Raw genomic sequence first — 16,574 nt, 5'->3', positions numbered from 1 at the left:
CTAGGCGCCGTAGAACTTGCGGATCGTGCCCGTGATGAACTCCTGGTCCTCCTCGGTCAGCCCGGTGTGGGTCGGGAGGTAGAAGCCGTCCTCGCTGAATCGGCTGGCCTTCAGCGAGGGCCAGTCGGCGTGGAGATAGCCGGGCTGCCGGCTCATCGGCTTGAAGAAGACCCGTGTCTCGATGCCCTGGTCGGCGAGGAAGTCCCGCAGCTCCTCCCGGCGTTCGGCGCGCAGGTCGTACATCCACAGCACATCGCGCGGCGGCATCAGCGTGATTCCGTCGATACCGCTCAGGCCCTCGTCGTACCGCCGCTCGATCTCCCGGCGGGTCTCCAGGATCGTGTCGAGCCGCTCGGTCTGCGCCAGGGCGACGGCCGCCTGCATGCTCGTCATACGGAAGTTGTAGGCCAGCTTCTTGTGCAGGAAGCTGTGGTCCTTGGTGAAGGCCATCGCCCGCAGATGTGCCATCTGATCGGCGAGGTGCTGGTCGTCGGTGAGACAGATACCTCCCTCACCGGCGGTGATGATCTTGTTGGCGAAGAGCGAGAAGCAGGCGATGTCGGCCACCGGCCGTACGCCGTGCGCCTCGGCGGAGTCCTCCACCACCCGCAGGTTGTACTCATGGGCCAGTTCCATGATCCGGTCCATGTCGCACCGGCGGCCGTAGATGTGCACCGGCATGATCACCTTGGTGCGTGGGGTGATCTTCTCCTCGATGAGCGCGACATCGATATTGAGATCGTCCCCGCAGTCCACGAAGACGGGCGTGGCACCGGTGTAGGTCACCGCCCACGCCGTCGCGATCATCGTGAACTCGGGGACGATCACCTCGTCGCCGGGGCCGACACCGAGGGCGCGCAGGGCCAGTGTGAGCGCCGTCGTTCCGGACGAGCAGGCGACGCCGTGCGCGATCCCGTTGTAGCCGGCGAACTCGCTCTCGAACTTGGCGACGTACGGCCCCTGCGAGGAGATCCAGCCGTCACTGACGGCGTCCGTCACATATTCGAGCTCACGCCCGCCGAGCCAGGGCTTGGACACAGGATGGGTGTATGACATGGATTGCCTCGTTCAGTCGGTGGCGGGAGCGGGCTCGGCGGCGGGAGCGGCCTCGGTGGCGGGAGCGGGCCCGGTGAGGGCCGGGAGGCCCAGAATCAGATCCGCGGCGGCGGACCGGCCGCCCGCGGCGCGCAGCAGCTCCGCGAAGTGCTCGGCGCGCTCACGGAACGCGCCGTCGTCGAGCACCCGGGTGAGCTTGTCGAACACGTCGTCCGGATCGACGGTCTCCGGACGGTCCAGGGTCAGGCTGACCCCGAAGTCCTGGCCGCGGATCGCCTGGTCGTCGCAGTCGACCCAGAGGGGACGCACCACCAGCGGCTTACCGAAGTACAGCCCCTCGTGATAGCCGTTGCCGCCGGCGTGGGTGAAGAAGACCTTGACCTTCGGATGGGCCAGCACATCCAGCTGGGACGGGACCCAGCTCTCGATCCGCAGATTGGCGGGCAGTTCGTCCCGAGGGGGCAGCAACTCCTGCTGCTCCTTGGGCAGTTTCCACAGCACCGCCGCGCGCTTGCCCGCCAGCCGTCGCGTCACGTCCACCAGCGCCCCGACCTGTTCCCCGGTCAGCCGGGTGATCGTGCCGAACCCCATGTAGACCACGGACTCCTGCGCGTCGAGCCACGCGGAGAGACCGTCGTCGTCCGGCGCCTGCGGCAGCGGCGGCACCATCGCGCCGACCAGCCGCATCTTCTCCGGCATCGGGAACGGATAGTCCAGCTCGGGCACCGAGTAGCAGAGCACCATCTCGGCATGGTCGATCCTGGCCATCATCTGGCGTGCCTCGGGCGCGATCCCCAGCTCCTCGCGGATCCGGTTGTCCTCCTCGACCACCTTGCGCATCGAGGACGTCATGAACATCCCCAGCGTCCGCAGCCGGAAGAGCTGGTTCTCCACCCGCTGCGCGAACGTCATGTCCAGCGGCAGCCCCGAGTGCGGCACCGGGAAGCCGCCCGGGGTGTAGGACTTGGCGAACGGCACATGCGAGGTGAGCACATTGCTCGGTACGAACGGGACGCCGAGCACGAAGGGGATCTTCTTCGTGATGGCCAGCTCGTGCCCGAACTGGCACATCGACTCGATGACCATCAGAGCCGGTTTCACCTCATCGACAATGGCTTCGAGGCGTTTGTACTTCTCCACCCGGGACTCCGGGGCGAAGGAATGCTTGATGACCGCGCGATGCGCCTTGAACCGCGAACGCTGGGTCACCTCCCGATAGGTCTCGTCGTCCCAGGTGACGGCCGACATCTCGGACACCACCTCGCCCAGTGACGCGAACTCCACGGGCGTTCCCGCTTTGGCCGCCCCGATATCGGCCCGACCCTTTTCGTCGGTCGCGAACCACAGATCCTCCACCCCGCGGCGGGACAATTCCTCCGCCAGTACGAGCAGCGGGTTGAGAAGACCGCTTTCGGCATAGCTGACGAACAGGATCGGCCGCCGAATCGAGCTCATGGACAACACCCTTCGGAAGTGGCAGCCGGAGCGTTCGGTGCCACAGGTACCCACACGGCCGGTCGCCGGGTGGCCGCGCCGCGCGAGGAAGCGGAACAGTTACTTGGTCTCACGCCACGCTCCGGAGAATCCCTAGTCTTCCGCCGGGGGCCGCTGAATTCCTTAGGGAAAAGTACAGCGTTGCCGCCCATACGATCCGGCACGGAGAGGTGTCCGAGGCCCGACTTTCCCTAGGGGTGTGCAACGTCATGACGATCGGAGCCGACGAAGACCCGGTAGTGGTCGTCGGGATGGCATGCCGCTGTCCGGGCGGCGTGCGCTCCCCCGAGGAGCTGTGGGAGCTGGTCCGTACGGGCCGTGACGCGATCTCCGGCTTCCCGGCGGACCGCGGCTGGGACCTGGACGCGCTGGCCGGCGAGGGACCGGGCCGCAGTGTGACCCGCCACGGCGGATTCCTGTACGACGCGGCCGACTTCGACGCCGGATTCTTCGGCATGTCACCCCGCGAGGCGGTGTCCACGGACCCGCAGCAGCGGCTGGTGCTCGAAACCTCCTGGGAGGCCGTCGAACGGGCCGGGATCGACCCGTACGCGCTGCACGGCAGCCGCACCGGTGTGTTCGTCGGCACCAACGGCCAGGACTACGCCACCGTCACCCAGCGGTCGGGGGAGGACCTGGCGGGCCACGCCATGACCGGACTCTCCCCCAGCGTCGCGTCCGGACGGCTCGCCTACACCCTGGGTCTCGAAGGGCCGGCGGTCACCGTCGACACCGCTTCCTCCTCCTCGCTGGTCGCCCTGCACTGGGCGGCGCGCTCCTTGCGCGCGGGGGAGTGCACGATGGCGCTGGCCGGCGGTGTCACCGTGATGTCCACCCCGGTCGGCTTCGTCGGCTACTCCCGGCAGGGCGGGCTTGCCCCCGACGGACGCTGCAAGGTGTTCTCCGACGACGCGGACGGCACCGCCTGGGCCGAGGGCGTCGGCATCGTCGTACTGGAACGCCTCTCCGACGCCCGCGCCCAGGGGCACTCCGTACTCGCCGTCATCCGCGGCAGCGCCATCAACCAGGACGGCGCGTCCAACGGACTGACCTCCCCGAGCGGCCGGGCCCAGGAGGACGTCATCCGCCGGGCGCTGGCCGACGCGGGCCTCAGCGGAGCCGATATCGATCTGGTCGAGGCACACGGCACCGGTACGAGGCTGGGTGACCCGATCGAGGCCCAGGCACTGCTCGCCACCTACGGCCGCGACCGTGCCCCGGGGCGTCCGCTGCGGCTCGGCTCCCTCAAGTCGAACATCGGACACGCCCAGGCGGCGGCCGGGGTCGCGGGCTTCATCAAGACGGTGCTGGCCATGCGGCACGGACTGATGCCGCACACCCTCCATGTGAACAAGCCGACCTCCCATGTGGACTGGACGGACGGCGCCATCGAGCTGCTGACCGAGCCGGTCCCGTGGCCCGCGGCCGGCCGGCCCCGGCGCGCGGGCGTGTCGTCGTTCGGGATCAGCGGTACCAACGCGCATCTGATCGTCGAAGAGGCCCCGGCCGCGGGCGAACCGGCCGCGTCCGCTCCCGAACCGGACACCGTGCCCGCCGTGGTGCCCTGGCCGGTCTCGGCCAGGACCGAAGCCGCGCTGAAGGACCAACTGGCCGCGCTCACGCAGTACATGGCCGACGCCCCCGGCATCGCGCCGGTCGACATCGGCTTCTCCCTGGCGACCGGCCGGGCCGCGCTGCGGCACCGGGCCGTGCTGCTCGCCGACGGCCGGGGCGTCACGGAGGCCGCCCGCGGCGAGGCGGGCGACGGCACCACCGCGATCCTCTTCCCCGGTCAGGGCAGCCAGCGCCTGGGCATGGGACGCGAACTGTACGCACGCTTCCCCGTCTTCGCCCGCGCCCTCGACGAGGTGCTGACCGAGCTGGACGGACATCTCGGCCGGCCGCTGCGCACGGTCATGTGGGGCGACGACCCGGAGACCCTCAACCTCACCGGCTGGACCCAGCCCGCGCTGTTCGCCGTCGAGACGGCGCTGTTCCGGCTGGTGGAGTCCCTGGGCGTGCGCCCCGCCGTGGTCGGCGGCCACTCGATCGGCGAGATCACGGCCGCCCATGTGGCCGGAGTGTTCTCGCTGCCCGACGCCTGCCGGCTGGTCGCCGCGCGCGCCGCGCTGATGCAGGCGCTGCCCACGGGCGGCGCCATGATCGCCGTCGAGGCCGCCGAGGACGAGATCCTTCCCCTGCTCGCGGGCCGCGCCGACCGGGTCTCCATCGCCGCCGTCAACGGGCCCGCGTCCGTCGTCGTCGCGGGCGAGGAGAGCGCGGTCCTGGAGATCGCCGCACACGTCAGTGGCCTCGGGCGCAGGACGAACCGGCTGCCGGTGTCGCACGCCTTCCACTCGCCGCTGATGGACCCGATGCTCGCGGACTTCCGGCGCGTCGTGGAAACACTCACCTTCCACGAGCCGGCCGTACCGGTCGTCTCGAACCTCACCGGCGAACCGGCCGGCGCGCGGCTGCGCACGCCGGAGTACTGGGTGCGGCATGTACGCCGGCCCGTGCGCTTCGCCGACGGCGTCAGGGCGCTGGGCGAGGAGAACGTGGACGTCCTGCTGGAGCTGGGCCCCGGAAGCGTGCTCTCCGCGATGGCCAAGGACAGCCTCGGCGAGACCGCCCGGCGCATGACCGTCGTACCCGCGCTGCGCAAGGACCGTACGGAGGAAGCCGCCCTCGTCGCCACGCTGGGCCGGCTGCACACCGCCGGAGTCCCGGTCGACTGGCGGGCCTTCTTCGCGGACACGCCCGCCCGCCGGGTCGATCTGCCCACCTATGCCTTCCAGCGCGAGCGTTTCTGGCCGGCCCCGCCACCGGCCGGCGCGGCGGATCAGGGCACGGGCGCCACCGGACATCCCCTGCTCGGCGTCACCCTGGAACTCGCCGACGGCGAGGGCCTGGTGTTCACCGGACGGCTCTCCACCCGTACCCACCCCTGGCTGGCCCAGCACGCGATCGCCGGACGGATCACGCTGCCGGGAACCGCCCTGCTGGAGCTGGCGATCCGGGCCGGCGACGAGGCGGGCTGCGACCGGATAGAGGAACTGACCCTCACCGAACCCCTCGTCCTGCCCGAGCACGGCTCCGTACGGGTGCAGGTACGCCTGAGCACGGCGGACGGCATCGGCTGGCGCACCGTCACCGTCCACTCCAGGCCCGAGGGCGCCGTCCACGCGCCATGGACCCGGCACGCGACCGGCGTCCTGACCCCCGTCCCCGGCGAGCCGCGCACCGCCGCCGACCTCGGTTTCGGTACGGGGACCTGGCCGCCCGCGGGCGCCGAGCCGGTGGACCTGGAGGACCACTACGAACACCTCGCCGACCGCGGCTTCGACTACGGCCCGGTGTTCCAGGGGCTGCGGGCGCTGTGGCGGCGCGGCGCCGAGACCTTCGCCGAGGTCGCCCTGCCCGCCGAGGTGACCGACGCGGAGGCGTACGGACTCCATCCCGCCCTGCTGGACGCCGCGCGGCACGCCGCCATGACGGCCGAGGGCGCTCTGCCCGACCGCTGGCGTGGCGTGTCCCTGCACGCCTTCGGGGCCTCCGCGCTGCGCGTACGGCTCACCCCGCGCGACGACGGCGGTGTCGGCGACGGCGACTGCTCCGAGCTGGAGTTGACGGCGGCGGACTTCTCCGGCACCCCGGTGCTCACGGTCGAGACGCTGCGCGTACGCCCGCTGACCGCCGAGGAGTCGCTGCCCGACCGGGCGGTGCCCAGAAGCGGAGCCCGTACGGAGTCCGCCGCCACCCGCACCACCCGGCCGCCCGCCGCCAAGCCCGGTGTACGGGACGGAGACGTCCCCACCCTGGTCAAGCGGTTGGAGGGGATGCCCGAGGCCAAGCGGGCGCGGCAGCTGCTGGATCTCGTGCGGACCGAGGCCGCCGCGGTCCTCGGACACGGCGGCGCCGACGCCATCGGCGCCCGGCACGCCTTCAAGGAAATGGGCTTCGACTCGCTCGCGGGCGTCGAGCTCTGCGACCGGCTCGGCGCACTGACCGGCCGGGCGCTGCCCAGCACGCTCGTCTTCAACTTCCCGACGCCCGTACGGATCGCCGACCATCTCGCGGCGATGCTCACCGCGCCCGCCGCCCCGGTGACGGGATCGGCGGACGACGAACTCACCAGATTCGAGTCCGTCATCCACGCGGTGTCCTCGGACGGTTCGGAACGCCAGGTGATCGCCGACCGCCTGGAGAAAATCATCTCCACCCTTCGACAATCCACGCCCCCCGCACCGCGCGTTTCCGGCGAGGACATCGAGACGGTGTCGGTCGACAGACTGCTCGACATCATCGATGAAGAGTTCGAAACCACATAGAGAATTGTTGCTTTCGTTCGCGACCCGATGATGAGGACGGACCGGTGCCAGAAGATCAGCAGGACAAAGTCGTCGACTACTTGAGGCGGGTCACTTCCGATCTCCGCCGCGCGCGGCAGCGCATCGGCGAACTGGAGCACAAGAACAATGAGCCCATCGCCATCGTCGGAATGAGCTGCCGGCTGCCCGGAGGCGTACGTTCCCCGGAAGCCCTCTGGGAACTCGTCCAGTCGGGCGGCGACGCCATATCGGGATTCCCCGCCGACCGCGGCTGGAATCTCGACCGGCTCACCGGGACCGGTGAGGGAAACAGCGCCACCCACGAAGGCGGATTCCTCTACGAGGCGGCCGAATTCGACGCGGACTTCTTCGGTATCTCCCCGCGCGAGGCCATCGCCATGGACCCCCAGCAGCGGCTGCTGCTCGAAGTGACCTGGGAGGCCCTGGAGCGGTCCGGGATCGCCCCGACCGCGCTGCGCGGCAGCCGGGCCGGGGTGTTCGTGGGCGCCTACCACTGGGGAGCGCCCTCGGCCGCCGCGGCCGGTGAACTCCAGGGACACGCGCTGACCGGTACGGCGGCCAGTGTCCTCTCGGGACGGCTCGCCTACACCCTGGGGCTCGAAGGCCCCGCCATCACCGTCGACACCGCCTGCTCGTCGTCGCTGGTCGCCCTGCATGTGGCCGCGCAGTCGCTGCGCAACGGCGAGTCCTCGCTCGCCGTCATCGGCGGCGTCACCGTACTCACCGAGCCCTCCGTCTTCGTGGAGTTCAGCAAGCAGGGCGGCCTCGCCCCCGACGGACGGTGCAAGGCCTTCTCCGACGACGCGGACGGTACCGGCTGGGGCGAAGGGGTCGGCGTACTCGTCGCGGAACGCCTCTCCGACGCACGGCGCAACGGGCACCGGGTGCTGGCCGTGCTGCGCGGCTCCGCGGTCAACCAGGACGGCGCGTCCAACGGGCTCACCGCCCCCAACGGCCCCTCCCAGGAGCGGGTGGTGCGTCAGGTCCTGGCGACGGCCGGACTGTCCCCGTCCGATGTGGACGCGGTGGAGGCGCACGGTACGGGCACCAGGCTCGGTGACCCGATCGAGGCGCAGGCGCTGCTGGCCACCTACGGTCAGGACCGGGACCCGGAGCGTCCGCTGTGGCTCGGCTCGCTCAAGTCCAACATCGGTCATACGCAGGCCGCCGCCGGAGTCGCGGGCGTCATCAAGATGGTGATGGCACTGCGCAACGGCGTACTGCCCAGAACACTCCACGTGGGGACCCCCTCGTCACATGTCGACTGGTCCTCGGGCGCGGTACGGCTGCTGACCGAGGAGGTCCAGTGGCCGGAGACGGGACGGCCGCGCCGGTGCGCGGTGTCCTCGTTCGGCATCAGCGGCACCAACGCCCACGCCCTGCTGGAGCAGGCGCCGGCGGAGGCGGAGGCGGACGGAGTCGCCGAAGGGGACACGAACGCTCCGGAGCCCTTCACGGGCCCCGCCCTGCCCTGGATCGTGTCCGCTCGCGGTGAGGCGGCGGTACGCGCCCAGGCGAGCGCGCTCGTGGCCCGGCTGGAGACCGACCCGTCGCCGCGACCCGCCGACATCGCCCACTCCCTCCTCTCCTCCCGCTCGGTCTTCGAGAACCGCGCGGTCGTGGTCGGCGCGGACCGCGCCGAACTCCTCGCCGGAGCAAGGGCGCTGGGCACCGGCGAGTCCTGGACGGATCTCGTCTCGGGCGCGGCCGATGTCGAGGGCAAGACGGTGTTCGTCTTCCCCGGACAGGGATCGCAGTGGGCCGGAATGGGCGCCCGACTGCTGGCGGAGTCACCGGTCTTCGCCCGGCGCGTCGGTGAATGCGCCGCCGCCCTCGGCGCGTTCGTGGACTGGTCGCTTGAGGACGTGCTGCGCGGGGCGCCGGACGCCCCGTCGCTGGAGCGCGTCGATGTGGTGCAGCCCGCGTCCTTCGCCGTGATGGTCTCCCTCGCCGCCCTCTGGCGCTCCCACGGCGTGGAGCCCGCCGCGGTCGTGGGCCACTCACAGGGCGAGATCGCGGCGGCCGTGGTCGCCGGCGCGCTCTCGCTGGAGGACGGCGCCCGGGTGGTCGCGCTGCGCAGCCAGGCGATCCGACGCACCTTGGCGGGCCACGGCGGAATGATGTCCGTTCCGCTGCCGGTCGACGAGTTGGAGCGACTGCTGGAGACCTGGTCGGGCCGGGTGTCGGTGGCCGCCGTCAACGGGCCGCACTCGGTCGTCGTCTCGGGTGAACCCGGCGCGCTCGACGAGCTGTCGGCGCGGCTGACGGCCGAGGACGTACGGGTACGCCGGGTCGCGGTGGACTACGCCTCCCACTCCGCACAGGTCGAGCACCTGCGTGACGAACTCCTCGATGTCCTGGCCCCGGTCACCCCGCGCGCCTGCGACATTCCCTTCTTCTCCACGGTGACCGGTGACTGGCTGGACACCGAGCGGATGGACGCGGGGTACTGGTTCCGCAATCTGCGGCAGAGAGTGCGGTTCGCGGAAGCCGTCGGGGATCTGCTGGCCGCCGGACACCGCGCCTTCATCGAGGTCAGCTCGCACCCCGTACTGACCATGTCGGTACAGGACATGACCGAGGCGTACGGCGAACCGGCCGTCGCCACCGGCACGCTGCGGCGTGACCGGGGCGGGCTCGGGCGCTTCCTGCTCTCCGCCGCCGAGGTGTTCGTACGCGGCATCGAGGTCGACTGGGCCGGACTCTTCGCGGGCACGGACGTCCGCCGGGTCGAACTGCCCACCTACGCCTTCCAGCACGAGCGTTTCTGGAACATCCCCGCCGTGCTCGACCGGGCCGACACCGTCGACCCGCTGGACGCCGAGTTCTGGGCGGCCGTGGAGCGGGAAGATCTCCCCGCGCTCACCACCGCGCTGCGCACGGACGAGAACTCCGTGGCCGCCGTCCTGCCGGCGCTCTCCTCCTGGCGCAGGTCCCGCAACGACCGCTCCACCGTCGACTCCTGGCGCTACCGGGTGACCTGGGCGCCGGTGAGCTCCGTTCCGCAGCGCTCACTGACGGGCGGCTGGCTCGTCGTCTCCGCCGCCGGCACCGACGACGGCGAGACCGTCGGCCTGCTGGAGAACGCGGGCGCCGACGTCACCCGGCTGGTCCTGGACGAGCCGTACGCGGACCGCGCCGCCCTCGCCGAACGGCTCGCCGGAATCGGCGAGTTCACCGGGATCGTCTCGACGCTCGCCGCCGCCGAGGAGCGCGGCGAGCGCTACCCGGGCCTCACCGTCGGCCTCGCGCTGTCCGTCTCGCTGGTCCAGGCCCTGGGCGACGCCGGAATCGAGGCGCCCCTCTGGTTCCTCACCCGGGGCGCGGTCTCCACCGGTCGCTCCGACGCGCTCACCCACCCGGTGCAGTCCCAGGTCGCCGGTGTCGGCTGGACCGCCGCACTCGAACACCCCCAGCGGTGGGGCGGCGTCATCGATCTGCCACCGACGCTCGACCAGCGCACAGCCGGGCGTGTCGTCTCCGCCCTCGCGGGCGCGCTGGGCGACGAGGACCAGCTCGCCGTACGCGCCTCGGGCGTCTTCACCCGCCGTATCGTCCGCGCCGGAGCCGACGGGCAGGACCCGTCCCGGCCCCGCTCCCGTACCTGGACACCGCGCGGTACGACACTGGTCACCGGCGGCTCGGGCACCCTCGCCCCCGATCTCGCCCGCTGGCTCGCCGGCCGGGGCGCGGAGCATGTGGTGCTCGCCAGCCGCCGGGGCATCGAGGCCCCGGGCGCGGCCGAACTGGTCGCGGAACTGGCCGCGTCGGGCACCGAAGCCGCCGCCGTCGCCTGCGATGTGACCGACCGCGAAGCCGTCGCCGCGCTCCTCGGGGACCTCAAGGCCCAGGGCCGTACCGTACGCACGGTCATCCACACCGCCGCCGTCATCGAGCTCCACACCCTGGCCGAGACCACGATGGAGTCCTTCTCCGATGTCGTGCACGCCAAAGTCACCGGCGCCCAGCACCTGGACGAACTGCTCGACGGCGAAGAACTCGACGACTTCATCCTCTACTCGTCCACCGCGGGCATGTGGGGGAGCGGCCACCACGCCGCCTATGTGGCGGGCAACGCCTATCTCTCCGCGCTGGCCGTCAGCCGCCGCGCCCGTGGTCTGCGTACCACCTCGGTGCACTGGGGCAAGTGGCCCGACGACATCGAACGCGAGCTGGCCGACCCGCACCACATCCGCCGCAGCGGCCTCGAATATCTCGACCCACGGCTCGCGTTGAGCGGTCTCGGCACGGTCCTGGACGACGACGAGACCGTCATCGGACTCACGGACATCGACTGGGACACGTACTACCCGGTCTTCACCGCCGGCCGTCCCACCCGGCTCTTCGACGAGGTCCCCGAGGTCGCCCGTCAGCTCACCGGCACCGCCGAGCAGAGCGGCGGACGGCCGGAGACGAGCGATCTCGCGGCGCGGCTGCGCGAACTGCCGGGCCCCGAACAGGAACGCCTGCTCCTCACCCTGGTCCGTGCGGAAGCCGCCGCCGTCCTGGGCCACGCCTCGGCCGAGTCCTTCCCCGAGCGGCGCGCCTTCCGCGACATCGGCTTCGACTCGGTCACCGCCGTGGATCTGCGCAACCGCGTCGTCGCCGCCACCGGGCTGACCCTGCCGTCGACCATGGTCTTCGACTACCCGAACGCGGTCGCGCTCGCGGGCTTCCTGAAGTCCGCCGCCCTGGGTGGCGGCGAGGAGCGGGCCGTGGCGGCCCGCACCGCGCCCGGCGGAACCGGAACCGGAGCCGCCGCCGACGACTCCGACCCCATCGCCATCATCGGCATGAGCTGCCGCTACCCCGGTGGCGCCGGCTCCCCCGAGGAGCTGCTGCGGCTCGCGCTGGACGGCGCGGACGTCATCTCCGAGTTCCCCGCCGACCGCGGCTGGGACGCCCAGGGGCTCTACGATCCCGACCCCGACCGACAGGGCAGGACCTACTCCACCCGGGGCGGCTTCCTGCACGAGGCCGCGGAGTTCGACCCCGGCTTCTTCGGCATCTCACCGCGTGAGGCCGTATCGATGGACCCCCAGCAGCGCCTGCTGCTGGAGACCTCCTGGGAAGCCTTCGAGCGCGCCGGGATCGATCTGGACTCACTGCGGGGCAGCGACGTCGGCACCTTCATCGGCGCCAGCTACCAGGACTACTCCACCAGCGTGCAGAACGGCGCCGAGGGCTCCGAGGTACACATGGTCACCGGCACGGCGGCCAGCGTGCTGTCGGGCCGGGTGTCCTATCTGTACGGCTTCGAGGGCCCGGCCGTCACCGTCGACACCGCCTGCTCGTCCTCGCTGGTCGCGATCCATCTGGCCTGCCAGTCGCTGCGCGGCGGCGAGAGCTCACTCGCGCTGGCCGGCGGCGCGGCCGTGATGGCCACCCCGCACGCCTTCGTGGGTTTCAGCAGGCAGCGGGCGCTCGCGCTCGACGGCCGCTGCAAGCCGTTCTCCGAGGCCGCCGACGGGATGACGCTGGCGGAGGGCGTCGGTGTCGTCCTGATGGAGCGGCTGTCGGACGCCCGGCGCAACGGCCACCGCGTCCTCGCGGTCGTACGCGGCTCGGCGATCAACCAGGACGGCGCGTCCAACGGGCTCACGGCCCCCAACGGCCCCTCCCAGCAGCGCGTCATCCGCCAGGCCCTCGCCAACGCCGGACTGACCGGCGCCGAGGTCGACGCGGTGGAGGCGCACGGCACGGGCACGAAGCTCGGTGACCCGATCGAGGCGCAGGCGCTGCTGGCCACCTACGGTCAGGAGCGGGACCCGGAGCGTCCGCTGTGGCTCGGCTCGCTCAAGTCCAACATCGGTCATACGCAGGCCGCCGCCGGAGTCGCGGGCGTCATCAAGATGGTGATGGCCATGCGCGAGGGCGTCCTCCCCGGAACGCTGCACGCCGACGTCCCTTCGTCGCACGTCGACTGGTCCTCCGGCGCGGTGGAGCTGCTGACAGGACAGACCGCGTGGCCGGACACCGACCGGCCGCGGCGCGCGGGCGTGTCGTCCTTCGGGATCAGCGGCACCAACGCGCATCTGATCCTGGAACAGGCGCCCCCGGCGGAGGCGCCAGCGGCCGATGAGACGTCGGCGCCCGGGGATGCGGCCGAAGCCGAGGCCGAGACCGACGACGAGCGCGTCGTGCCGTGGCTGGTCTCGGCCAAGTCCGAGCAGGCGCTGCGCGACCAGGCCGCCAGGCTGCTCGCCCTCGCCGACGCCGACCCCGGCCTCTCGCCCACCCGGGTGGGCTGGTCGCTGGCGACCACCCGCTCCGCCCTCACCCACCGCGCGGTACTGCTCGGCCGGAGCAGGAGCGACTTCCTGCACTCCCTCGAAGCGCTGGCCACCGCGCGGAGCGCGGCGGGCGTCGTCCACGGCACCGTCGGCGAGGGCTCGACAGGACCCGTGTTCGTCTTCCCGGGCCAGGGCTCGCAGTGGTGGGGCATGGGCCGCGAACTGCTCGCGCGCTCCGAGGTGTTCCGGGAGGCCGTGGACGCCTGCGCCGACGCGCTCGCCCCGTACATCGACTGGTCGCTGCACGACGTCCTGGGCGGCGAAGGGGACCCCGCGCTGCTCGAACGCGTGGATGTCGTCCAGCCCGCGCTGTTCTCGATGATGGTCGCCCTCACCGCGCTGTGGCGCTCGTACGGAGTCGAGCCGTCGGCCGTCGTCGGCCACTCGCAGGGCGAGATCGCCGCCGCCCATGTGGCGGGCGCGCTCACCCTGGAGGACGCCGCCGCCGTCGTGGCCCTGCGCAGCCAGGCCCTGCCCCGGCTCTCCGGCCTCGGCGGCATGATGTCGGTGGCCGCGCCGGTCGAGCGGGTGACCGCGCTGCTGGAACCGTGGGGCGAACAGCTCTCGGTCGCGGCCGTCAACGGCCCCTCCTCGGTCATCGTCTCCGGCGACGCCGGGGCGCTCGACGAACTGCTCGCCGACTGCGAACAGCAGGGCGTGCGCGCCCGCAAGGTGTCGGTGGACTACGCCTCGCACGGCGCGCACGTCGAGGCCGTACGCGACGAACTCTCCCGCGTGCTCGCACCGGTCCGCTCGCGGGCCCCGCGCGTGCCGTTCTACTCGACGGTGACCGGCGCCCGGCTGACGGACGCCGCCTTCGACGGCGCGTACTGGTACACCAACCTGCGCAGGACCGTACGGATGGAGGAGGCGACCCGGGCACTGCTGGCCGACGGACACCGCGTCTTCATCGAGATGAGCCCGCACCCCGTGCTGGCCGCCCCCATCCAGGAGACCCAGGAGTCGGTGGCCGAGGCCGTCGCCGACTCGGCGGTGGTGCTCGGCACCCTGCGCCGGGACGAGGGCGACCTCAGGCGCTTCCTCGCCTCCCTCGCCGAGGCGTACACGCACGGCACCGCGGTGGACTGGCGCGCGGCGTTCCCCGCCGGCGGGGCCGTCCCGGTCGAGCTGCCCACATACGCCTTCCAGCGCCGCCGGTACTGGCCGGAGCCCGGACCCCTGGCCGGGACCGGCGCCGTCGGCAGCGGCGGCGGCACGGACGCGGACACGGCGTTCTGGAATCTCGTCGAGAGCGAGGACCTGGAGTCCCTGGCCGACGAACTCGGCGTCGGCGCCAACGGCGCGCGCTCCTCGCTCGGCGATGTCCTGCCCACGCTGTCCGCGTGGCGGGCCAGGTCGCGTGAGCGCTCCGCCGTCAACGCCTGGCGCTACCGCGTCGACTGGACCCGGCTGAACGAGCCGGCCACCACCGCACCCGCCGGCCGCTGGCTCGCGGTGGTCCCGGCCGGCCGCGCCGACGACGCCTGGATCGCCGCCACGCTGGCCGCGCTCGGCCCGGACACGGTCCGGTTCGAGGCCGAGGGCGCGACCGCCGACGGCACCGACCGGGCGGCCTGGGCCAAGCGGATCGCGGAACTGACCGCGGACGGTACGGAGTTCGCCGGCGTACTGTCCCTGCTCGCGCCCGTCGAGGAGCGCCACCCGGACCACGCCTCCGTACCCGCCGGACTCGCCCTGACGCTCACCCTCGTCCAGGCACTGGGCGACGCGGGGCTCCGCGCCCCGCTGTGGTGCGCCACCCGAGGCGCCGTGTCGGTGGGGCGGGACGACCGGCTCACCCGGCCCGTACAGGGCGCCCTGTGGGGCCTCGGCCGGGTGGTCGCGCTGGAGCACCCCGACCGCTGGGGAGGTCTCGTCGACCTGCCCGGGACGCCGGACGCGCGCGCCACGGCCCGGCTGACGGCCGTCCTGGCGGGCCTGGACGGGGAGGACCAGCTCGCGATCCGCCCGTCCGGGGTCTACGGCCGCCGTATGACCCACGCCGCGCCCACCGCCGACCACCCCGAGCGCCGCTGGCGGGGCCGGGGTACGGCGCTGATCACCGGCGGCACCGGCGGCATCGGCGGCCGGATCGCCCGCTGGATGATCGAACGCGGCGCCGGACATGTGGTGCTGACCAGCCGTCGCGGCGAGGCCGCGCCCGGCGCGGCGGCGCTCCGCGCCGAACTGGAGGGCCTGGGCGCCCGCGTCACCATCGCCGCCTGCGACGCCGCCGACCGCGAGGCGCTGGCCGGCGTACTGGCCGCCATCCCCGAGGAGTTCCCGCTCGCCTCCGTGTTCCACGCGGCGGGCGTGGCCGACGGCGACGCCACCGTGGAGTCACTGACGCTGGACCAACTGGACGCGCTGATGCGGTCCAAGCTGACCGCCGCCCTGCATCTGCACGAGCTGACCCGCGGCCTCGACCTGGACGCCTTCGTGCTGTTCTCCTCGGGCGCGGCGACCTGGGGCAGCGGCGGCCAGCCCGGCTACGCGGCGGCCAACGCGTTCCTCGACGCCCTCGCCGAGCACCGCAGGGCCGAGGGCCTGACCGCCGCGTCCGTCGCCTGGGGCACCTGGGCCGAGGTCGGCATGGCCACGGTCGACGAAGTCCACGAACGGCTGCGGCGCCAGGGCGTGATGCCCATGGAACCGCCGCTGGCCATCGCCGCGCTCCAGCGGATGCTGGAGGACGACGACACGGCGCTCACCGTGACGCTGATGGACTGGGAGCGGTTCACACCCAGCTTCACCGCGACCCGGCCCAGCCCGCTGCTCTCCGGGATCCCGGAGGCGAGCAGGGCGCTCGCCGCCTCCGACGAAGCGCCCGTCGGCGAGGGCGGACCCGCCGTCCCGCCGCTCAGGCGGCGGCTCGACACCCTGGCCACGGCCGAACGCGACCGCGCCCTGCTCGAAGCGGTACGCGCGGAGGCGTCCGCGACGCTCGGCCACGACGCGGCCGACGCCATCCCCGCCGCCCGCGCCTTCCGCGACGTCGGCTTCGACTCCGTGACCGCGGTCGAACTGCGCAATCGGCTGCGGACGGCCCTGGGCCTGCCGCTGCCGGCGGCCCTGGTCTTCGACCACCCGACCCCGGCCGCCCTCGCCCAGCACATCGGCTCGCTGCTCTTCGGCACCGCCCCCGGGCGGACCGACGAGCACCGCGCCGACGATCCCGACGCGGAGATCCGCGAGGCCCTCGCCTCCGTTCCCATCAGCCGGCTCCGCACAGCGGGACTTCTGGACATGGTGCTCGAACTCGCCACCGCCGACACCACCGAGGCGACCGCCCCGGCCCCCGACGGCGAGGACTCGCTCGACGAGATGGACGCCGAGAGCCTGCTGCGGCTCGCCACCGAGATGTAGTCCACCCGAGGCG

General features: G+C 72.5%; 3 protein-coding genes and 1 pseudogene. 2 read left to right on the top strand and 2 right to left on the bottom strand.

Features of this window, described 5'->3' with window-relative positions:
* Together M1203_RS13150 and M1203_RS13145 are read right to left on the bottom strand one after the other, a co-directional pair.
* On the bottom strand, positions 1-1,056 hold the full coding sequence (locus tag M1203_RS13150; protein ID WP_249949814.1) for a DegT/DnrJ/EryC1/StrS aminotransferase family protein: 1,056 nt from the start codon (positions 1,054-1,056) through the stop codon (positions 1-3).
* A 12-nt stretch (positions 1,057-1,068) separates the two neighbouring features.
* Complete coding sequence (locus M1203_RS13145; protein ID WP_249949813.1) at positions 1,069-2,511, bottom strand: glycosyltransferase; 1,443 nt, start codon at positions 2,509-2,511, stop codon at positions 1,069-1,071.
* A 260-nt stretch (positions 2,512-2,771) separates the two neighbouring features.
* Here M1203_RS13145 and M1203_RS13140 point away from each other — a divergent pair.
* Together M1203_RS13140 and M1203_RS13125 are read left to right on the top strand one after the other, a co-directional pair.
* A pseudogene (locus M1203_RS13140) lies at positions 2,772-6,881 on the top strand (type I polyketide synthase); the annotation flags it as partial.
* A 44-nt stretch (positions 6,882-6,925) separates the two neighbouring features.
* On the top strand, positions 6,926-16,561 hold the full coding sequence (locus M1203_RS13125) for a type I polyketide synthase (protein ID WP_308404868.1): 9,636 nt from the start codon (positions 6,926-6,928) through the stop codon (positions 16,559-16,561).
* The last annotated feature ends 13 nt before the right edge of the window (positions 16,562-16,574 follow it).

It is taken from the genome of Streptomyces sp. 35G-GA-8 (assembly GCF_023534745.1).
Taxonomy (GTDB): domain Bacteria; phylum Actinomycetota; class Actinomycetes; order Streptomycetales; family Streptomycetaceae; genus Streptomyces.
The sequence above is the reverse complement of the archived record's forward strand: the minus strand, read 5'-3'. Positions and strand labels throughout refer to the sequence as shown.

What these genes read in the sequence shown, in the direction of transcription:
- M1203_RS13145 (WP_249949813.1), bottom strand. Translation starts at nt 2,511, where the DNA reads ATGAGCTCGATTCGGCGGCCGATCCTGTTCGTCAGCTATGCCGAAAGC.
- M1203_RS13150 (WP_249949814.1), bottom strand. Translation starts at nt 1,056, where the DNA reads ATGTCATACACCCATCCTGTGTCCAAGCCCTGGCTCGGCGGGCGTGAG.